Raw genomic sequence first — 20915 nt, forward strand, 5'->3', positions numbered from 1 at the left:
TCAGGCGGCGGCCTCGCCGCGCTCCAGCAGCGCGGGCAGGCCGGCCAGCGCCGGGGCCTCGCCGCACGCCGACGCGACGACCATCTCCTCCAGCGCCCACAGGTGCGCCCTGATCCTGGGCGGTGGCAGGTAGGCCGTGTCGGCGGTGAGCATGACGGCGAGGACGCCCCGCTCCTCGGTGACGTGGACGCAGTACCGGCAGCCCAGTTTGTCCTCGGTGGCGGGGAACCCGAACTCCGTTCGGGCCCGCGCCGCGCACAGTTCCGCGGGGTCCGGCGGCGGTCCTTCGTCCGGCGGGCGTACGAAGAAGCGCTGGTCGTTGTAGCAGCAGTACGGGTGCACCGGCGTGCCGCGCTCCCTGCCGATCCGTTCACGCAGGGCCTCCCAGGCGACCGGATCGTAGGACGCCGCCCGGTAGCCCGCCATGGCCGCGCGCCACGCGACCGGGAGCAGGTCCGTGAAGCGTTCGGCGCCGGTCGTGTCGAGCAGGAACGGTGCGTCCTGGGAGAGCATCGCCACCAGGTCCCGCCGGTCCTCGGACGCACGGTTGGCCACGATGGGCATCATCGCCGCCGCGGTGTGTCCGCCCTCGGCGGCGACCAGGGCGGCCAGGGCGGTCATCAGGACCGTCGACCCACTGATCCGGTGCGCGGCCGCCAGGACGTCGGTCGCCTTCATCAGCGCCTCGGAGACCAGCCGGCCGCTCCAGAAGCGGGGCGTGCGGGGTGCGGCGGCCTGCCGGGGGAACATCGTGGGCGGCATGGTCCGGTAGAAGCCCTCCCAGTGGGCGAGGGCCCGCTCGCTGCGGCGCACACCGGCCGGTCCGTGCTGGTCGCGGGCGAGGTCGAGGGGTGTGGTGCGCGGTGCCCGCCCGGCCGATCCCCGTCTCACCAGCAGCCTCAGGTCACGTACCACCTGTTCGGCGGCGTGGCCGTCGGCCGCCAGATGGCAGAGCACCAGCGCGGCATGCGTCACCTGTCCCCGGTGACAGACGGCGCCGACGCGCAGCGGCCACTCCGCCGCGTAGTCGAAGCGGGTGGCCGTCAACTCGTCGAGCAGGGCGCGTGCGGTGGCCTCGGACCGTGCGGGGTCGGCCTCCTCCACCACGGTGACCGGCAGGGAGCCGGAGGCCGCGAGCGACTGGCCGGGGTCGCCGTCCTCGGAGCCGTACAGCCGGGTGCGCAACGCCTCGTGGCGTTCCAGCAGGCCGGCCAGCGCGGTGGTGAGCCGGGGCAGGTCCGTCACCCGTCCGCGCTCTCCGAGCGGGAGGAGGCGTCCGATGTTGAAGTAGATGTCGTTCGGCGCCGTGCGCAGGACCGCGTTCCAGATCGCCCGCTGGCCCCAGGTGAGAGGTGCGGTGCCCGCCCTGATCCCCGTGAAGGGCACGTGCACGGTACGGGCCGTGGCCAGGTCACCCATGGGGTTCCCGGCCCTCGTGGCCGCCCAGCCGGGCCGCCAGGCTGTCGACGCTCTCCTGGTAGAACGCCGGGTCCGCGAGGTCGAGTTCGATGCCGTACTCCTCCTCCAGGTTGTCGGCGAGCCGGAGCAGAGCCAGGGAGGTGACGCCCAGTTCGGTGAGGGTTCCCCGGCCGGTGAGGATCTCGGCGGCGGCGATCTGCCCGTCCATGGCGTCGCTGATCAGGCCGGCCAGCCGTGCGCGGATCCCCGTGGCCGGCTCCTGTGCGGTGCTCAACTGCCTTCCTTCCCGGCCAGTCTGCGGCGCAGGCTGAGGGGCCTGATGTCGGGCCACACCTGGTCGACATGGGCCACGCACTCGTCCTCGGTGCCGATGAAACCCTCCGGCCGCCAGCCTGCGGGCAACGGGGTGCCCGCAGGCCACAGGGCGTGCTGTTCCTCGTCGTTGACCGCTACCAGGTAGCGGCTTGCGGGTGCGTTCACTGGTTCTCCTCGATGAGTTCGGCGACGCAGGCGGCGACGCCGTGGACGGTGGGGCTGTCGAAGAAGACGTCGAAGGGGACGGAGACCCCGTACTCCTTGCGGATCCGGCCCGCGATGGAGGTGATCGTCAGGGAGTGGCCGCCGAGGTCGAACAGGTCCTCGTCGGGGCCGAGGTCGTCGAGGTCGAGCACCTCGCGCCAGATGGCCAGGACCGTGGCGGTGATGCTCCGGTCGCCGCTTTCGGCGGGGTGGGCTCCGGCAGGGGCGGGCATCGGGCGCGGCGGTTCGGGCAGGGCGGCGCGGTCGAGTTTGCCGTTGGGGGTCAGGGGCATCGCGTCGAGTGTCACGTACGCGTCGGGCAGCGCCGCGGCGGGCAGGGTCCGGGCCAGGTGGTCACGCAGTGCCTCGGGCGTGGGTGGTACGCGGTCGGGGGCGGCGACCACGTAGGCCACCAGCCGGCCGGGCTCGCCGTCCGGGCCCTCCCGCAGCACCGTCGTCGCCTGCACGACCTGCGGGTGGCCGCCGAGGGCGGCGTCGATCTCGCCGAGCTCGATGCGGTGCCCGCGCACCTTCACCTGGGTGTCGGACCGGCCGGCGAAGGCGATCCGGCCGTCGGCGGTGAGCCGGGCGAGGTCGCCCGTGCGGTAGAGGCGGGCACCGGGCGGACCGAAGGGGTCCGGGACGAACCGGGAGGCGGTGAGTCCGGGCCGGCCCCGGTACCCGTGGGCGACGCCGTCGCCCCCGATGTACAGCTCGCCGGTCAGTCCGCGAGGCAGTGGCTGGAGGAGCGCGTCCAGCACGTAGGTACGGGTGTTGGCCAGCGGGCGGCCGATGGTGACGGTGTCCTCGGGTCCGAGCTCGGCGGCGGTCGACCAGACCGTCGTCTCGGTCGGCCCGTACACGTTGGTCAGACGGCCGACGGCGGTGCGCAGTTCCCGGGAGAGGGCGTCGGGCAGGGCCTCTCCTCCGGTCAGGGCGACGAGGTCCGGCGCGTGGAGCCCCGCGGCGAGCATGGTTCGCCAGCCACTCGGCGTCGCCTGTACGTGGGTGAGGCGGTGCCGTTCGACGAGTGCGGTGAGGACCGAGCCGTCTCGGTGGCGGCCCTCGGGGACGAGGACGACGGTGCCTCCCGTGACCAGGGGGAGGAAGAGTTCGACGGTGGAGATGTCGAAGGAGAGGGAGGTGAGCCCGAGCCAGCGGCTGCCGGGCCCCGTGCCGGTGGTGTCCCCCAGGGCCGCGAGGAGGTTGGCGAGGGCGCCGTGTGACACCTCGACGCCCTTGGGTACACCGGTGGAGCCGGAGGTGTACAGCACATAGGCGGGGTCCGTGAGGGCGGGCGGCGCCGGGGCAGGCGGGGCGTCGGGCAGCAGGCCGAGGTCCTCGGGCCCCGGATCGGTGGCGGTCTCCAGGGTGAGCCCGGCGTCGGCGCGGATGAACGCCAGGCGTTCCGCGGGATGGTCGGGATCGAGCGGAAGGTAGGCGGCCCCGGCGGTGAGCGTGCCGAGTACGGCGACGAGTTGGGCGGCTGACCGGGGCAGGGCGACGCCGACCAGGGTGCCGGGGCCGGCTCCCAGGCCGCGGAGCCGGTGGGCGCGGCGGCGTACGGCCGCGTCGAGTTCCGCGTAGGTGAGGGTGGTGTCGCCCTCGATGACGGCGACGGTGTCGGGGGTGGCGGCGGCCTGGGCGGCGAACAGCGCGGGCAGGGTGGTGCGGGCGTTGTCCGGGGTGCGGGTGGTGTCGGCCAGGAGGGTGGCGCGCTCCCGCGGTGGCAGGACCGGCAGGCGGCCCAGGGCGGTGTCCGGGGCGGCCATGGCCCCGTCGAGCAGGGTGAGGAAGTGGTCCAGGACGCGGGCGGGCGCGCCGGGCTCGAAGGCCGCGGTGCGGTACTGGAGGCTGCCTTCGAGGCTGTCGGCGGCGTCGACGAGCTGGAGGTGGGCGATGTTGCGGGCGGTGTGCGCGAAGCCGATCCACTCGGTGCGCACGCCGAGTGCGGGGCCGAAGTCGACGGGCCGGGAGTCGTCGCGGCGGCGGTAGCTGAGGGAGAGCGGGCACAGTGCGGTGCGCGGGGTGAGTCCGCGCACCGCGCGGCTGAGGGAAACGGTGCGGTGGCGGTAGAGGGCGCGCAGTTCGGCCCGTACCTCGTGGGCGAACTGCGCGAAGGAGAGCTCCGGCCGCGGGCCGGTGAACAGGGGCAGTTCGTTGACGTGCAGGCCGGCCTGCCGGGGCGCGCCGGGTGCGCGGGTGGAGAGTTCGATCGCGGTGGCAGGGCCGGCGTTCCCGTAACGCAGCAACAGCGCGTGCCAGGCCGCCGTCAGGAGCTCGAACCGGGTGACGCCGAGCGTCGCGGCGGCGGCCACCAGGCGCGCGTGCCACTCCCCGTCGCGCCGGAAGCCGCAGGCGACGCCGGGGGCCGGGGTGACGGGGTTCCCGTGGTGGGCGGTGAGGCCGGGGAGCGCGGGGGTGGAGCTCTCACGCCAGCGGCCGGCCCAGAAGCGGGTGGCGGCGTCGAGGGCCGCCTCGGCGGGGGCGGGAGGCGTGGGTGCCGGCGCCCCGGCCGGAGCGGACTGTTCGCTCTCACTCGTCGCCGCCCGGTACGCGCGGCCCAGCCCCGAGACGAGGACGTCCTTGGACTCGCCGTCGAAGACGAGATGGTGGGCGACCACGAGCAGCAGGTGCCGGTCCGGGGCGGTGGTGAACAGCGTGGGGCGGACCAGGGGGCCACCCGGGCCGAACCGGGCGGCGGTCTCCTCGTCACGGAGTTTGCCGAGGTCGTCCGGGGCGGCGGTGACCAGCCGCAGCGGCGGCACCTCGCCCGGGACCAGGGCGGGTCCCGCCGGGTCGATCCGGGCGGCGAGCAGGGGGGCCTCCCGCACACAGCGGGCCCAGGCCGCCGCCAGGGTCACCGTCTCCAGCGGCCCTTGGACATGCAGGGCGACGCTGAGGTGGTACGCCGAGCCGGTGTCGAGGGTCTGCTCGGTGACCCAGAGCCCGTGCTGGGCCGGATCGAGCGGGGCGGGTACGGCGGAGGTCGTGGAAGGGGTCATGAGGTCGCCTCGTCGTCCAGGAGCCGGTGCAGTTCACGTTTGAGGACCTTGCCGCCCTCGTTGCGGGGCAGGGTGGCGCGGAAGAGGACGCGGGCCGGCAGCTCGTGCGCGGCGAGCCGGTCGAGCAGGAAGGCCCGCAGCCGGGTGATGTCCGGCTCGTCGTGCCGGGGCACGACGACGGCTGCCACCACGCTGCCCAGCACCGGGTGCGGGATGCCGAAGGCGGCGGCGTCGGCGATGTCCGGGTGGGCGTGCAGCGCGTTCTCGACCTGGATCGTGGACACCTTGTGGGCCCCGGACTTGATGACGTCGCGCTCCCGGTCGAGCAGGTGGAGGTAGCCGTCCTCGTCGAGCCGCCCGATGTCCCCCATGCGCACCCAGCTGCCCCGGAAGACCCCGGCGTCCGCGTCGGGCGAGCCCAGGTAGGAGCGGGGTGCGGTGGGTGAGCGCAGCCAGACCTCGCCGGCTTCGCCTGTGGCGGCCGGGCGCCCGTCGGAGCCGGTGACGCGCAACTGGCCGAGTGAGGCGGGGCGGCCGGGTGAGTCGGGGCGGTCGGGGTCGTAGAGCAGGGTGATCTGAGCGGGCGCGGCCTCGGTCGAGGTGTAGTAGTTGACGATCTGTGCGCCGGAGAACACCTGCGACAGCCGTAGGGCGACAGCCTGCGGGAGCGCCGCCGCGGTCGACCCGACCAGTTTGACCGTGCTGAGGTCGCAGCGGGCGAGGGCGGTGGAAGCGAGCAGTTCGATGGCGGTGGAGGGCACCAGGAACACGCTGCCGACGGCGTGCTTCTCGATCAGCCGGGCGAACCGCAGCGGGGTGAACTGCGGGGCGGCGACGCCGGTGGCCGCTGCGTCCAGGCAGTTCACGAGCATGGTCTGCCCGGCGTTGGTGCCGATCGGGAAGCTGTGCAGGAATGTGCGTGAGTGGCGCAGGGGCCTGCGGCGTTCGTCGAGGGTGCAGCCGTGGGCCAGGTTCGCGTGGGCGGCCCGGACGCCCTTGGGCAGCCCCGTGGTTCCCGAGGTGTAGAGGTACTGCGCGGGTGCGGACGGGTCGGGCAGGGGGAGGCCTGCCCCGGACCCGGTTTCGAGGTCTTCTCCGGATGCCTGCCATAGCTCTGCGGGCAGCCGGGGCGGTGGCCCGCCCTCGGCATGCAGGACGCCGACCGTCCGGCTGTCCGCCAGGATGTGCGCCGCGGTGGCCGGGGCCAGCCGGTCGGACAGGGGTACGGCGATGCCGCCCGCCCACTGCACCCCGCAGTACGCGACCGCGTAATCCGTCCACTCCGTACTGCCGTAGCGCAGCCCCACCGGGTCGCCGGGGCGCAGACCGCGGGCGAGCAGGCCGCGGGCGAGGGCGGCGGCACGCAGGCGCCAGGTGCCGAAGTCCAGGTGACGTGGCCCGTTGCGCAGGGCGACGCGGTCCGGGTGGAGGGCGGCGCGATGCTCCAGCAGCTCGATGAGGGAGCCCGGGGGCGCGGCGGGGCTCACCGGTCCGCTCCCGCGGGGACGGGTTCGGCGCGCGACGCGGACGCGGCGAGGGCGGCGGCGCGTTCCCGGAGCCCGATGAGGTCGTCCGGCTCGGCGTCCGGCACATCGAGGTCGAAGCGGGCGAGCACCGGCAGCCGCAGCGCCAGGGCCACCAGCGCCAGCATCGCCACACAGCACAGCAGGTACATCAGCCCGATGCCTCGCCCCGGCCCCGTTCCCAGCACCCGGCCCACGCTGTCCGCCAGCGCCCCGTCCTCCGTCATCAACGGGTCGAACAGGCGGGCGCCCAGGGGGGCGACGAGCCCTTGGCCGATGGGGAGGGTGGACCAGGCCACCATGGTGTTCAGGGCGAAGACGCGGCCGTGGAAGCGCTGCGGGACCTTGACCTGGACGATCGTCGAGTACACCCCGTTGACCAGGCCGATGGCGCAGGACATCCCGAAGACGCCGGCGCCGATCACCCAGAGATCGGCCCGCAGCCCGGTCACCGCACCGGCCAGGGCGAACACCCCGGCCAGAGCCAGCATGCCGCGCACCCGGCGTCTGCGGGGCCCGCCCCACACCCCCATGATCAGCCCGCCCGCGACGGCACCGGCACCGCCCGCCGTGGCGACCGCCGCCGCCCCGTCCAGGGTGTCGAAGGACAGCACCAGGGGCGTCACCAGCAGGAAAAGCGGGGACAGGAAGAGATTGAGCACGGCGAACCACAGGAGCATCGACCGGAATCCCCGGTGCCGCCAGGTGTAGGCGAAGCCCTGCTTGATCTCCTGGACGACCGGTTCCCGGCGGCTCCACGGCAGGGTCCGGGGGAACCTGACGCACGTCAGGACGGCCACCGCGACCGCGTAACTCGCGATGTCGAGAATCAGGATGCCGCGCAGACCGATGCCGGCCATGAGCGCGACCGCCATGAGGGGTACGACGAACTGTGCCGCCCCGAAGGCGAGTTGCACGATTCCGTTGGCGTGGCCGAGGTAGCGCTTGGGGACGAGCTGCGGGACGGCCGAGCTGTACGCCAGCCGCTGGAAGGTGAGCGCCACCGAGAGGCTGCCGAGCAGCAGGTACAGATACCAGGTGTCCAGTGCGCCGCCCAGCAGGAGGCACAGCATGGCCACCTGGCTGAGCCCCGCCGCGATGTCGCCGGCGAGCATGACCTTGCGCCGGTCGAACCGGTCCACGATCGCGCCGGCCAGCGGGCCGACGAGGATGCCGGGCAGCATCGCCACGACCGAGTACAGCGCGAACCGGGCGAGTGAACCGGTCTCCAGCAGAATCCAGATGGGCAGGGCGAACTCCGTGAGCGCGGAGCCCACGATCGAGCCCAGCTGCCCGAGCACGACGGCGAGGAAGCGCGCGGCACCCGGTGCGGGAGCACCCTTGGTCTCCGCGGCATCACCGTCCCCGGCGCCGCCCGCCGCCGGGTCCGCTGTTACCTCCGCGCCGGCGGCCGGCCCGGTCTCGGCGTGGAACCACCAGGCCGCGTCCGGGGAGTGAGCGGACAGGGTGCCGGTGGATCCCCGGCGGACCGCCTCGTGCACCGTCGTCACCGCTTCCGCGACCTCGGCGGCCCGGTACTTCACGAAGAAGTGGCCGCCCTGGTCGATCACCGCGACCGCCGAGCGCTCCGCGAGCAGCAGCCACTCCCGGTAGCGCTCCTGGTAGAAGTCGGCGGCCGGGTCGCGGTCGCCGACGAGCGACACCAGCGGCGCCCGCAGCCGGGGTGCCCCCGCCTCCACATCGGCGATCGCCCTCGTGAAGTACTCCTCGGCGGCCTGGCTGTCGCGGCGCATGTTCCCCACGATGAACGCGGTCTGCTCGCGATCGAGCTGGGAGGTGTCGACGCCCATACCGGTGAGCCAGTTGACGTACACCCGGTTGCCGAGCAGCGCCTCCAGGGACGCCACCTGGGACAGGGCGCCGAGCACCCGCCCGCGCGGCTTGGCGAAGGGGAACTGCGCACCCGCGTACACCGCTTCGAGCTCGCGTCCCGAAGCCTCCAGGAGACGGGCGGTCGCCACGGCCAGCGCGGTGCCGACGCCGCAGTGCCCGTACACGATCAGCGGCCCCCGGACCCGTTCGCGTATCTCGGCGGCCAGGTTCTCCGCGAGTTCCCCGAAGGGCAGGTGCTCCTCGGTCACGCCGACGTCATGGCCCGGGATGGCCACGGACCACAGCTCGTAGCCCTCCGGCAGGAGGTCGGCGACGGGCTGGTACACGACCGCGCTGCCACCGCCGTACGGGACGCAGACCAGGGTGGCGCGCAGGTGCCCGGCGGGGGCCGGGCGGGTCAGGCGGTGCAGCAGGCGGCGGGGCCCCCGGGCGTCTTCCGGGAGGTCCGCCAGCGCCGCCAGATCCCTGACCGTGCGGCACGTGAACAGGTCCATCACGCTGACCGGCCGGGCACCCGCCTCGGGGAGCAGCTTGCGGGCGCGGGCGACGACCTGGGTGGCGAGGAGCGAGTGGCCGCCGAGGTCGAAGAAGTCCTCCTCCGCGCCGACCTCGTCGAGACCGAGCACCTCGCCCCATATCGCTGCGAGTACGCGCTCCGCAGGGGTCTCGGGCGCACTGGCCGCACCGGTCGTCCGGTGGATCTGCGGGGCGGGCAGGCCGCGCCGGTCGAGCTTGCCGTTGGGGGTGAGGGGAAGGGCGGGCAGAGCGGTGAAGGAGACGGGCACCATGTGGTCGGGCAGTACCCGCTTGAGCTCGGCGCGCAGTTCCTGCGGATCGGGCGCCGGCTGCCGGTCCGCGGTGACGAGGTAGGCGGCGAGCCGCTTGTCTCCCGGGCTGTCCTCCCGTACGACGACGGCCGCCTCGGCGACCGGCGGCAGGGCGCGCAGGGCCGACTCGATCTCGCCGAGCTCGATACGCAGGCCGCGCAGTTTGACCTGCTGGTCGATGCGGCCGAGGTGTTCCAGGGCGCCGTCGGGCCGACGCCTGCCCAGGTCGCCGGTGCGGTAGAGCCGCGAGCCGGGCGGGCCGTAGGGGTCGGGGACGAACTGGCGGGCGGTCAGTCCGGGGCGCCGGTGGTAGCCGAGGGCGAGCCCGGCCCCCGCGATGTGGATCTCACCGGGTGCCCCCGGAGGGACCGGCCGCAGCGCCCGGTCCAGGACATAGAGGCGGATGTTGTCGACCGGGAAGCCGATCGGGACCACGTCGGCCCGGGCCTCGCACTCCCACGCCGACACGTCGACCGCCGCCTCGGTGGGTCCGTACAGGTTGGCCAGGGCGCAGCCCGGCAGCACCTCCCGGAACGCGCGCGCCGTGTCCGGCGGCAGCGTCTCGCCGCTGCAGACGACGCGGCGCAGGGCCGTGCACCGTCCGGCGTCCTCCTCGGCGAGGAAGAGGGGCAGCATCGAGGGGACGAAGTGGGCGACCGTGACGGGGGCGGAGCGGATGAGTTCGTGCAGGTAGGCGGCGTCCTTCTGGCCGCCGGGGCGGGCCAGCACGATGCGGGCGCCGGTGATCAGCGGCCAGAAGAACTCCCAGACGGAGACGTCGAACCCTGCCGGAGTCTTCTGGAGTACGGAGTCGTCCGGCCCGATGGGGTAGGCCCGCTGCATCCACAGCAGGCGGTTGACGATGGCGCGGTGGGTGTTCGGCACGCCCTTGGGGCGGCCGGTGGAGCCGGAGGTGTAGATGAGGTAGGCGGGGTCGTCGGGCGTCGGCCGTGCGGGGCTCCGAGGTGTGGGAGCGCTCCCGTCGAGCAGCTCGTCGTCATCGAGATACAGGACGGTGGCCCGGCAGCCTTCGGGAACCGGGGCGCCGCGCTGGGTGAGGAGCACCCGCGCGCCGCTGTCGTCGAGCATGAACGCGAGCCGGTCGGCCGGGTATTCGGTGTCGAGCGGCGTGTAGCAGGCGCCGGTGCGCTGTACGGCGATGAGGGCGGCGACGAGTTCGAGGGAGCGTTCCGCGCCGACGGCCACGACGTCGCCGGGGCCGGCGCCCGCCGCGAGGAGCCGGGCGGCGACGCGGTCGGCAGCGGCGTCCAGTTCGGCGTAGGTGAGGCTGCGGTCGTCGGCCGTCACGGCCGTGGCACCGGGCGTGCGCGCGATCTGCTCGTCGATGAGGGAGACCAGTGTGGCGTCGGCCGGTGTCGGCGCCTGCGTTCCGTTGAAGTCATCGATCTCCAGGGCGCGTTCACCGGCGGAGAGCAGGTCGAGCGCGGACAGCGGCACGTCGGGGCGGTCGGCCACCGCGTGCAGCAACCGGTCGAGATGGGCGGCGAGGCGGAGGATGTCCGCCTCGTCGAACAGGTCCGTGTTGTAGTTGAAGGCGCCGCGCAGCCCGTCCGGCCACTCCATCAGGAAGAGTTCGACGTCGAAGCGAGTGCCCGAGGCGCGCAGGCCGTAGGTCTCCACGTCCAGGCCCGGGCCGGCGCCGTCCTGGCGGCCGGTGGCGTAGTTCTGCACGGCGAGTACTGCCTGGAAGACCGGGGAGCGGGAGACGTCGCGCTCCACGTTCAGCTCGGTGACCAGCTGTGCGAACGGCAGCTCCTGGTGGGCGTACGCCTCGAGACAGGTTTCGCGGGTGCGTTCCAGCAGGGTGGCGAATGTCGGGTCGCCGTCGAGCCGGGCGCGCAGCGCCAGGACGTTGACGAACATGCCGACCAGGCCCTCGAGTTCCGGTTCGGGGCGGCCGGCGACTGGTGATCCGACGGCGAAGTCGCGCTGGCCGCTGAACCGGGCCAGGAGTTCCTGGAAGGCGGCGAGGAGCACCATGTGGATCGTGGCCCCGTGCGCCTTGCCGAGGGTGGCGAGCCGGTCGAGGAGTGCGCGGTCCACCTGGAATCCGTAGCCGGCCCCGTCGAAGGTCTGCCGGGCCGGGCGGGGCCGGGCGGTGGGCAGGGCGAGGGGCTCCACGCCGGCCAGTTCCCCGGCCCAGTAGGCGACTTCGGCGCCCAGCGCGTCGTCGCTCAGCCGGTCGCGCTGCCACTGGGCGAAGTCGCCGTACCGCACCGGGAGCTCGGGCAGTACGTGGGCGTCGCCTTCCAGGTGGCCCGCGTAGCAGCGCAGGATCTCGGAGATCAGGATCTCGCTGGACCAGCCGTCGCTGACGCTGTGGTGGACGACGAGCAGCAGGATGTGGTGGCGTGTGCCGACGCGCACCAGGAGGGTGCGCAGCAGGGGCCCGGCGGCCAGGTCGAAGGGCTGGGCCCCCGCCTCGTCCACGAGCCGGGCAGCGTGCTCCTCGTCCGTCGCCTCCACGAGGGGCAGCGGCGCGGGCGCGGGCTCGGCGATCTCCAGGACCGGGCGGCCGTCGTCGGTCACCGGGTACCGGGAGCGCAGCGTCTCGTGCCGGGCGACCACGGTGTCCAGAGCGCGTGCCAGCACCTCCCGGTCCAGGTCGCCGAGCAGCCTGCGGGCGACGGGAATGTTGTACGCGGCGGTGCCGGGCGCGAACTGCTCCATGAACCAGAGCCGTTCCTGCGCGAACGAGAGCGGCGGCACGGCGCCGTCGGGGCGCCGGGGCACGGCGGGCCGGGAAGCGGTGGCGCGGCCGGCGTTCAGCCTGCGGCTGAGCAGGGCGCGTTTGGCGTCGGAGAGGCCGGCGGCGGACGTGGTGGTGTCGCTCATGACGGCTTACGGGTTCCTTCCAGGGCGTCGCCGTCCGCGGTGAGGAGCGCGGCGGCCTCCTCGTCCGACAGGGCGTCGATCTCGGCCATCAGGGCGGTTTCCACGGCCTCGGCGAACTCCGCCACCGTGCGGTGGGTGAAGAGGGTGCGCAGGGGCACGGTGAGCTCGGCGGTGGCCCGGACCCGGGCGATGACCCGGGTGGCGAGCAGGGAGTGTCCGCCCAGGTCGAAGAAGTCGTCCAGGGCGCCGACCCGGTCGATGTCCAGCACCTCGCGCCAGATCTGTGCGACCAGTTCCTCCGCCTCGGTGCGAGGGGTCAGGTAGCCCGCGCCGAGCTCGGCGCGCCGGTCGGGGGCGGGCAGGGCCGCCCGGTCGAGCTTGCCGTTCGGGGTGAGCGGCAGCCGGTCCAGGACGAGGACCGCGGCGGGCACGAGATGGGCCGGTAGGAGCGCTCCCACGGCGCTCCGCAGACCGGCCGGATCGAGCGCCGGGACGGCCGGCTCCGTGGCGGCGGCGACCACATAGCCCACCAGGGTGTCGCGGCGGGCGACGACCACCGCCTCGGCGACGCCCGGCTGCGCCAGCAACGCGTTCTCGACCTCGCCGGGCTCCACCCGGTAGCCGCGCACCTTGACCTGGCCGTCCAGTCGGCCGAGGAATTCCAGGGCGCCGTCGGCCCGGCGGCGCACGAGGTCGCCGCTCCGGTAGCGGCGGGAGCCCGCAGGGCCGTACGGGTCGGGGACGAAGGCGCGTGCCGTGGCTCCGGGCCGGCCGGTGTAGCCGAGGGTCACGCCCGTACCGCCGATGAGCAGTTCACCGGGGGTGCCGGGCGGGACCGGTCCGCCGTGCTCGTCGCAGACCGTGGCGGTGACGCCGCCGATCGGTGTGCCGATGGGCGGGCGGGCGCGGGTGTCGGCCTCACCGAGGTCGGCGGTCGTGGCGATGACGGTGGTCTCGGTGGGGCCGTACGAGTTGACGAGCCGTACCCGGTCGCCGAACCGCTCGCGCCAGACGGCCACGGCGGCGGCCTGCACCTGGTCGGCGCCCAGGATCAGCAGCCTCAGCCCTTCCGGCCAGGCGATGACGTCGAGGTCGCCGACGAGGTGCTGCCAGTACGGGGTGGGCAGGTCCATGACCGTGACATCGGCGGTGAAGTCCTCGGCCAGCTGGTCGGGCAGCGCGGCGCCGGCGTCGGCCACGACGAGGGCGGCCCCGGCAGCCAGCGCGGGGAACAGTTCCTCCGCGCACGTGTCGAAGCTCAGCGAGGCGCAGTGCAGGACCCGGTCCTCGGCGGTGATCCCGTACCCCTCGCCCATCCAGCGCACCCGCTCGGCGAGTGCCCGGTGCGGGACGAGGACGCCCTTGGGCGTGCCGGTCGATCCGGAGGTGTAGACGAGGTACGCCGGGTCGTCGGGGAGGGGGGCGGTCGAAAACGTCCCCGTCGCTTCGGCGCCCTCCGCGTCCTTCTCGTCGACGCACAAGGTCCGCACGCCTTCCGGGACTTCGGGTGGTGTGCCGTGGCGGGAGGTCAGGACGGTGCCCGCGCCGCTGTCGGCGACCATGTACGCGATCCGGGCGGGCGGGTAGTCGGGGTCCAGCGGCAGGTAGGCGGCGCCGGCCCGCCAGGCGGCGAGCATCGCCACGACGGCCTGCGGGCCGCGGGGCAGGAGCACGCCGACGGTGTCTCCGCGCCGCGCCCCGCCGGCCGCCAGCCGGGCGGCCAGCCTGCCCGCCGCGTCCCACAGGCCGGCGTACGAGAGCGAGGTGTCGCGCCCGCGCAGCGCCTCGCCGGCGGGCCGGTCGCGCACGGTCCGGGCGATGGCGTCGTACACGGTGGGCGGGCCGTCGGGCAGGTCCGGCCCCCGGCCGGCCGTCTCCAGGGCGGCGCGCTCGGCCTCGTCCAGCAGCGGCAGGAGGTGGACGGGCGTGTCCGGGCCGGCGGCCGCGGCACGCAGCAGCGTTTCGAACCAGCGCCCCAGCCGGGCGACCCGGTCCCCGTCGAGCAGGTCCGTGCGGTAGCCGAAGACGGCGACCACGTCCTCGCCGTCCCGGCGCACGTCCAGCGTGAGGTCGAACTTGCACGCCCGCATACCCGGGTCCAGTTCGGTGCAGCCGAGACCGGCGAACGACGCGTCGCGCAGCAGGCCGGGGTCCTGGGTGTGGACGGTCAGCATCGTCTGGAACAGCGGCGAGCGCCCCGGATCCCGGTTCAGCCGGAGGGATTCGGCCAGTTCCTCGAAGGGGATGCGCTCGTGGGCGAACGCCCCGAACACCGTGGAGCGGGCCCGGCGCAGCAGGTCGGCGAAGGTGGGCGCGCCGGACACGTCGGAGCGCAGGACCAGGGTCCGCGAGAAGTAGCCGATGGCCCGTTCCTCGTCGGGGCCCGAGCGGCCCGCCGTGGGGACACCGACGCAGAAGTCGTGCTGTCCCGTGCAGCGGTACAGGGTCGCCTGGTAGGCGGCGAGCAGCACCATGAACGGGGTGCAGCGCCGGGCCCGTGCCAGGGCGTCGACCAGGGGCCCGGCACCGGCGATGAGCTGGGTGTGGAAGGCGCCGTCGGGCGAGGGGCGTTCGGGGCGCGGGCGGTCGAGGGGCAGTTCCAGGGCGGGTGCCCCGTCCAGGCGTTCCCGCCAGTAGGCGAGGGCTTCGCGCGCCTGCGCCTCGTCGGCGTCCCGCTCCTGACCGGACGGCTGCGCGGGCGGGGCGGGCAGGTTCGCGTCCTCGCCCCGCAGGTGGGCGGTGTAGTGGGCCGCGAGTTCGTCGCGCAGGATGTTGAGCGACCAGCCGTCGGCGACGATGTGGTGCACGACCAGGCACAGGACGTGCTCGGTGTCGCCCGTACGGAAGAGGCAGACGCGCAGCAGCGGCCCCCGCCCGAGATCGAAGGCACGGTTGGTGCGTTCGGCGATCAGCGTCTCCAGCCGGTCGCCGTCGCCGCGCAGGTCGTGGAACTCCATGTGCACCGGGCCCGGTTCCGCCACCGATACGGCCGGGTTGCCGTCCTCGGCGGGGAACCGGCTCCGCAGCGCCTCGTGCCGCGCCACCAACGCGTCGAAGGCGGCCCGCAGAGACGGCGGGGACAGCGCTCCGGTCAGCCGCAGGACGAGCGGAATGTTGTACGAGGCGTCGTCGGGGTCCATCTGGTGCAGAAACCACAAGCGTTTCTGGCCATGTGTCAGGTATGGCTGGACGGTGCGGGTACTCATCCGGCTCCCTCGGCGCGCACGCCGAGCGGCGTGGTGTGCGGTTGCTGCAGGTCAATGGCGACGTGCGGAGCATGTGGGGGTGCGAAGCAACGCGGCGGCATGGGGATGTGCCACGGCGGGCAACGGGTCTCGCTACCGACGAGATCCAGTCATTCACAGCTTCAGGTGTTGCGATGTTATGAAGAGCTCGGGCATCGCGTCAATGCAACATCTGTACGCACAAACGGAGTTGCGGGCTCCGTTGGTCGTACGTTGTCAACGGGTCGGTCTCGTCCCGCCCGTCACCAGGCCCGATGCGGGGAGAGGTGGGCCGGAGGCTCCCGCACCCGCATGAGGCGGCCCCGCCGGTGCGGACGGCCGGCCGGCTTCCGGGCGGGGGTCGAGACGGCGAGTCAATGCCCTGCGAGCCCCTGGCTGAACCGCGATGGGTCTAGACTGGTAAGTCAGTGCACAGTCGTACTCTCAATCATGGAAGGGCTGACCATGATCGTTCTTATCGCCGCCGTGCTCCTGCTGGGGATCGTGCTGGGAGCCGTGGTCCAGATTCCGCTTGCGCTGTCCCTGACGCTCGGCGCCCTGATCGGCTGCTGGCTCCTCGTCTTCGCCGTGCGCGAACGGGTGGGTACACGCCGCCGCTCGCAGTGACCGGCCTCCGTGCAGTCCGGTTGTCCACCTCAGCGCATCCAGATTCCGAAGGAGTCCGCACGATGACACGCACCGCACTCACCCGTCGCTCCGAAGCCACCGCGACCGGCACGGCGGAGCCGGCCGTGCCCGGCGGCCCCGGCGCCACCCCGCCCGCATCGCCGCGACGCTCCACCCGTGACGCGGACGGTCTCGCCGTCGCCTCGTTCGTGCTCGGTCTCGTCGGCCTCCTGGTGATGAACATCCTGCTCGGCCCGGCGGCCATCGTCATGGCGATCGTCGCGCTGGCCCGCTCCACCGCCCGTCGCGGCCGCGCCCTGCTCGGGCTCGCCCTCGGCGTCGCCGACCTGGTGATCCTCGCCTTCCTCGTCACCGGGAACGGTGTCGTCGCCTGGAACTTCGGCGGCTGACGGAGCGCCCCTCCGCGGTCCGCCCCCGCCGGACCGTGCTCCGGATCGCGGCTGTCGGGGTGCCCCGTTCGGGGCGCGCGGGCCCCGGGGGAGCATGCGCCCGCCCTGCGCCCCGCCGCGGGCTCGTAGAATCGAGCCCACCATGGCTTACCTCGACCACGCCGCGACCACGCCGATGCTTCCGGAGGCGATCGCGGCGATGACCGCGCAGCTCGCCGTCACCGGCAACGCCTCCTCGCTCCACGCCGCCGGGCGCCGGGCCCGCCGTACCGTCGAGGAGTCCAGAGAGACCCTCGCCGACGCCCTCGGCGCCCGCCCCAGCGAGGTGGTCCTCACCTCCGGCGGCACCGAGTCGGACAACCTCGCGGTGAAGGGCCTGTACTGGGCCCGCCGCGATGCCGACCCCCGTCGCACCCGGGTCCTGGCCAGCCCCGTCGAGCACCACGCGGTGCTCGACGCCGTCGACTGGCTCGCCGAGCACGAGGGGGCGACCGTCGAGTACCTCCCCGTCGACCGCTACGGGCGCGTCCACCCCGACGTGCTGCGCGAGGCGCTGGTCCGCAACCCCGACGATGTCGCGCTGATCACCGTGATGTGGGCGAACAACGAGATCGGCACCGTCATGCCGGTACGCGAACTCGCAGCGGTGGCCCGCGAGTTCGACGTACCCATGCATGCCGACGCGGTCCAGGCCTTCGGGCAGCTCGAAGTCGACTTCGCCCGTTCCGGGCTGGCCGCGATGACCGTGAGTGCGCACAAGATCGGCGGCCCGTTCGGCGTCGGCGCGCTCCTGCTCGGCCGCGAGTACACCCCCGTACCGGTGCTGCACGGCGGCGGGCAGGAACGCCATGTGCGCTCCGGCACCCTGGACGTGGCCGGCGTCGCCGCCTTCGCGGTGGCGGGGCGGCTCGCCGCCGACGGGCGCGAGGACTTCGCCCGGGAGATCGGCGGCCTCCGCGACGAGCTGGCGGCAGCCGTCCTGGCGAAGGTCCCCGACGCCGTTCTCGGCGGCGACCCGGCACCCGGCGGACGTCTGCCGGCCAACGCGCACTTCACCTTCCCCGGCTGCGAGGGCGACTCCCTCCTGCTCCTGCTGGACGCCCAGGGCATCGAATGCTCCACCGGCTCCGCCTGCACGGCCGGGATCGCCCAGCCCAGCCACGTCCTGCTGGCCACCGGCACCGATCCCGACCTGGCGCGCGGCACCCTGCGCTTCTCGCTCGGCCACACCAGCACCAAACAGGACGTCGAGGACGTGGCACGGGCGATCGGCCCGGCGGTGGAGCGGGCGAGGACGGCAGGGCTCAGCTGACGGGCCTCGTCGGCCGGCCCGGCATCCGCGCTTCGCCGGCCCGGCCGGGCTCGGCTCACGCACCCCGTCACCGGGTCCGGCGGCCGGCTCACGGCTTCGCCGCGCGTACCAGCTTCATGTAGCGGTCCCAGTCCCAGTCCTTCCCCGGGTCCGTGTGGTCGGCCCCCGGCACCTCCACGTGCCCGATGACGTGCTCGCGGTCCACCGGGATGTCGTACCGCGCGCATATCGCCGCGGTGAGCCGGGCGGATGCCCCGTACATCGCGGCGGTGAAGCCCTGCGGCCGTTCCACGAAGCCCTCGTGCTCGATGCCCACGCTGCGTTCGTTGTAGGAGCGGTTGCCCGCGTGGAACGCCACGTCCAGCTCGCGGATCATCTGCGTCACATGACCGTCCTTGCGCACCACGTAGTGCGCCGCCGCCTCGTGCCCCGGGTCCTGGAAGGCCCGGACCGCGCTGGTGAAGCTGCCCTGTGTGACATGGATGACCACGCGGTCGATGTCGTAGTCGTCGGGCCGGTCCGCCCGCCGCCAGTTCGCCTCCGAGGCCGCCGTCCAGGTGGCCCGGGCGTAGTCCACCTCGCCCGGCTTGCGCGGCTTCTCCACGCCGGGCAGCCGCCACCAGGCGCGCTTCAGCCGGTCCCGCGCCAGCGTCGCCGTGCCCACCGCCGTGACGGCGCCGCCGATCAGCACCGCGCGCCGGCTGATCCCGCTGCCGGTCCCCGATCCCGCGGTGCCCTTGGCGCCCGCCGTCCCCTTGGTCCCCATGTGATCGTCAACGCATATCCGCGAGCTTTCGGTTCCCGGCGCCCCGTACCCTGGTGGAGCTATGACTCAGACTTCCCAGCGCCCCCTCCGTGTGCTCGCCGCCATGTCCGGCGGTGTCGACTCCGCCGTCGCGGCGGCCCGCGCCGCCGAGGCAGGCCACGACGTGACCGGTGTGCACCTCGCCCTGTCGGCCAATCCGCAGTCCTTCCGGACCGGGGCCCGCGGCTGTTGCACCATCGAGGACTCCCGTGACGCCCGCCGCGCCGCGGACGTCATCGGCATCCCCTTCTACGTCTGGGACCTCGCGGAACGTTTCCGCGAGGACGTCGTGGAGGACTTCGTCGCCGAGTACGAGGCGGGGCGCACGCCCAACCCGTGTCTGCGCTGCAACGAGAAGATCAAGTTCGCGGCGCTGCTCGACAAGGCACTGGCGCTCGGCTTCGACGCGGTGTGCACCGGCCACTACGCCACCGTCGTCCTCGCCGAGGACGGCAGCCGCGAGCTGCACCGCGCCTGCGACATGGCCAAGGACCAGAGCTACGTGCTGGGCGTCCTGGACGAGCGCCAGCTCGCCCACGCGATGTTCCCGCTCGGCGACACCCTCACCACCAAGGACGAGATCCGGGCCGAGGCCGAGCGCCGCGGTCTCGCCGTGGCCAAGAAGCCCGACAGCCACGACATCTGCTTCATCGCCGACGGCGACACCCAGGGCTTCCTGGCGGACCGCCTCGGCGGCAAGGCGGAGGGCGACATCCTCGACGAGTCCGGTACGAAGGTCGGCACCCACGAGGGCGCCTTCGGCTTCACCATCGGCCAGCGCAAGGGCCTGCGCATCGGCCACCCGGCCGCCGACGGCAAGCCCCGCTACGTCCTGGACATCTCCCCGGTGAACAACACGGTGACCGTCGGCCCCGTCGAGGCCCTCGACGTGAGCGCCCTCACCGCGATCAGGCCCCGCTGGTGCGGCACACCGCCCTCCGGTCCGGGCACCTACACCGCCCAGCTCCGCGCCCACGGCGGCGAGAGCGAGGTCAGCGCCGAACTGGTCGACGGGACGCTCCACGTCACGTTCACCGAGCCGGTACGGGGCGTGGCCCCCGGCCAGGCGGTCGTGCTGTACGACGGGACGCGCGTGGTCGGCTCGGCGACGATCGCGACGACGGAACGACGGGAGACGGCCCCGGCCGGCTGAGGCGCCGGCCGGTCCGTCAAGGCCCCGCGCGGGAACGCCCGACCCCTGTACGGGCGTGGCCGCGCGGGGTGCTCCGACCCCCGGCCCGCCCATACGTTCCCGCGGTGTCAGGACGCCTGCCGTGCGTACGCGTCCCGGGCGAAGAACTCCGCCAGGACCGGAGCGATCACCTGGGGCGCCAGCTCCCGCGTCTGGCCCGTGAGCGTGCGGTGCCGGCCCCCGGGGAGGGCGTCCGCCAGCAGACGGGTCGACGTCCGGGCGGACGCCTGGCTGAAGCCGCCGCAGACCACCAGGGTCCGCGCCGTCACGGAGGCGAACCGCTCGGCCGGAACCGCGCCGTCGCCCAGCACCGCGTCGTCGTAGGCGAGCGTGTGTGCCACGGATTCCAGCCTCCGCCAGAGCGGCGCCTTCCGCATCCTGGAGATCATGTCTGCCGCGACCCCCGTCACGGTCAGGAACAGCTCCACCGCCCCGCCCCGGTCCCCGGCGGACAGCAGCCGGTGCAGCCGGGCCGTGCAGTCGGCCTTGAACAGCAGGCCCGCGGCGCCCGGGGTGTACGGCGGCTCGTACACCGCGAGCCGGTCGGCCGGGAGCCCGGCGGCCTGCGCCTCCAGGGCCAGCGCACCGCCGGCCCCGACGCCGAACACCGAGGGCCGGCCGCCCACCGCGTCCGCGAGCGCGGCCAGGTCCTCGATCTCGCGCTCCACCGCATAGGGCGACCCCTCCCCGCTGGCTCCCCGGCCGCGCCGGTCGTACGTGACGACCTCGAAGCGCGGCGCGAGGAGGCGCGCCAGCGGGGCCTCGGTCTCCGCGGTGCACAGCGCCCCGCCCACGAGGATCAACGGCGGTCCTTCGCCCCGGCGCCGGTAGGCGATCGGAGTGCCGTCGCGGGAGAGGGTCTTGTCCATGTGGAGGTGGACTGCCGCGTCCCGGGAAACTCATCGTTCCCGGCGAAAACTTTCTGAAGCTCCTCTTCTCCCCAGCTCGGGAAGGGTGTTGACGCCGTTCCGGCTGTCAGTCCGTTAGCGTCTCGGTGTCGTAGAAGCAGAAGTGGTTCTTGATCGCGGCCACTTCGGCCTTCGGCTCCGGGTACGCCCACACGAGGTCGGCCGCTCCCGGCAGCGACCAGTAGGAGGCGTCGCCCTTGAACGGGCAGTGGGTATGCGTCTGCGACGCCGTCAGCAGCTCGGTGCGGACGTCCTCGGGCGGCAGGTAGTAGCGGACCGGACAGCCCGTCTCGCGCAGCACGAGCGGGCGGCGGCTCTCGGCGAGCAGCACTCCGTCACGGACCACGCGCACATGCTCGGTGCCCGGCTCGACGGTGATGCGATGGCCTCGGGTAGCAGTCATGTTCTGTTCAGCCCCGCCGCTCGCCGGATTC

At 73.7% G+C, this 20915-nt stretch carries 14 protein-coding genes; 4 read left to right on the forward strand and 10 right to left on the reverse strand.

Annotated features, from left to right (window positions below; all coding sequences use genetic code 11):
• From ABTX18_RS10090 to ABTX18_RS10120, 7 genes are read right to left on the reverse strand one after another with little or no spacing between them, the layout of a single operon-like run.
• Entirely contained in the window at positions 1-1419 is a 1419-nt protein-coding gene (locus ABTX18_RS10090) for a condensation domain-containing protein (RefSeq protein ID WP_352122257.1), read from the reverse strand.
• Positions 1412-1693 (reverse strand): acyl carrier protein, encoded by a 282-nt coding sequence (locus ABTX18_RS10095; protein ID WP_352122258.1) that lies wholly within the window; start codon positions 1691-1693, stop codon positions 1412-1414. The genes ABTX18_RS10090 and ABTX18_RS10095 overlap by 8 nt, the downstream gene beginning before the upstream one ends.
• Positions 1690-1899, reverse strand: coding sequence for an MbtH family protein (locus ABTX18_RS10100; protein ID WP_352122259.1), 210 nt, complete (start codon positions 1897-1899; stop codon positions 1690-1692). Before ABTX18_RS10100 ends, ABTX18_RS10095 begins: the two co-directional genes overlap by 4 nt.
• Complete coding sequence (locus ABTX18_RS10105) at positions 1896-4943, reverse strand: non-ribosomal peptide synthetase (protein ID WP_352122260.1); 3048 nt, start codon at positions 4941-4943, stop codon at positions 1896-1898. The genes ABTX18_RS10100 and ABTX18_RS10105 overlap by 4 nt, the downstream gene beginning before the upstream one ends.
• Positions 4940-6430 (reverse strand): class I adenylate-forming enzyme family protein, encoded by a 1491-nt coding sequence (locus tag ABTX18_RS10110; RefSeq protein ID WP_352122261.1) that lies wholly within the window; start codon positions 6428-6430, stop codon positions 4940-4942. Before ABTX18_RS10110 ends, ABTX18_RS10105 begins: the two co-directional genes overlap by 4 nt.
• Positions 6427-12003, reverse strand: coding sequence for a non-ribosomal peptide synthetase/MFS transporter (locus ABTX18_RS10115; protein ID WP_352122262.1), 5577 nt, complete (start codon positions 12001-12003; stop codon positions 6427-6429). Before ABTX18_RS10115 ends, ABTX18_RS10110 begins: the two co-directional genes overlap by 4 nt.
• Positions 12000-15209: a non-ribosomal peptide synthetase gene (locus tag ABTX18_RS10120; protein WP_352122263.1), complete on the reverse strand. Its 3210-nt coding sequence runs from the start codon at positions 15207-15209 to the stop codon at positions 12000-12002. The genes ABTX18_RS10115 and ABTX18_RS10120 overlap by 4 nt, the downstream gene beginning before the upstream one ends.
• A gap of 468 nt (positions 15210-15677) precedes the next feature.
• Here ABTX18_RS10120 and ABTX18_RS10125 point away from each other — a divergent pair, with 468 nt between their 5' ends.
• The 3 genes from ABTX18_RS10125 (at position 15678) to ABTX18_RS10135 (ending at position 17576) form a co-directional block, all read left to right on the forward strand.
• The gene (locus ABTX18_RS10125; RefSeq protein ID WP_352122498.1) at positions 15678-15854 is read left to right on the forward strand and encodes a hypothetical protein; all 177 of its coding nucleotides are present in this window, start codon (positions 15678-15680) and stop codon (positions 15852-15854) included.
• A 62-nt stretch (positions 15855-15916) separates the two neighbouring features.
• Positions 15917-16264 carry a DUF4190 domain-containing protein gene (locus tag ABTX18_RS10130; RefSeq protein ID WP_352122264.1) on the forward strand — a complete coding sequence of 116 codons (348 nt, stop codon included), beginning with the start codon at positions 15917-15919 and terminating at the stop codon, positions 16262-16264.
• A 142-nt stretch (positions 16265-16406) separates the two neighbouring features.
• A complete protein-coding gene (locus ABTX18_RS10135; protein ID WP_352122265.1) occupies positions 16407-17576 on the forward strand; it encodes a cysteine desulfurase family protein in 1170 nt (389 codons plus the stop codon).
• A gap of 88 nt (positions 17577-17664) precedes the next feature.
• Here the strand turns inward: ABTX18_RS10135 and ABTX18_RS10140 are convergent, their stop codons facing one another.
• Entirely contained in the window at positions 17665-18342 is a 678-nt protein-coding gene (locus ABTX18_RS10140; protein WP_352122266.1) for an N-acetylmuramoyl-L-alanine amidase, read from the reverse strand.
• A 61-nt stretch (positions 18343-18403) separates the two neighbouring features.
• Here ABTX18_RS10140 and mnmA point away from each other — a divergent pair, with 61 nt between their 5' ends.
• Positions 18404-19534 carry a tRNA 2-thiouridine(34) synthase MnmA gene (gene mnmA / locus ABTX18_RS10145; protein ID WP_352122267.1) on the forward strand — a complete coding sequence of 377 codons (1131 nt, stop codon included), beginning with the start codon at positions 18404-18406 and terminating at the stop codon, positions 19532-19534.
• Between the two features lie 107 nt (positions 19535-19641).
• Here mnmA and ABTX18_RS10150 read toward each other — a convergent pair whose 3' ends face one another.
• Both ABTX18_RS10150 and ABTX18_RS10155 read right to left on the reverse strand, forming a co-directional pair.
• Positions 19642-20442 carry an alpha/beta fold hydrolase gene (locus ABTX18_RS10150; RefSeq protein ID WP_352122268.1) on the reverse strand — a complete coding sequence of 267 codons (801 nt, stop codon included), beginning with the start codon at positions 20440-20442 and terminating at the stop codon, positions 19642-19644.
• Positions 20443-20548: 106 nt separating this feature from the next.
• Positions 20549-20884, reverse strand: coding sequence for a DUF427 domain-containing protein (locus ABTX18_RS10155; protein WP_352122269.1), 336 nt, complete (start codon positions 20882-20884; stop codon positions 20549-20551).
• Between the last annotated feature and the right edge of the window lie 31 nt (positions 20885-20915).

It is taken from the genome of Streptomyces sp. NPDC096323, assembly GCF_040302845.1.
Lineage (GTDB): Bacteria > Actinomycetota > Actinomycetes > Streptomycetales > Streptomycetaceae > Streptomyces.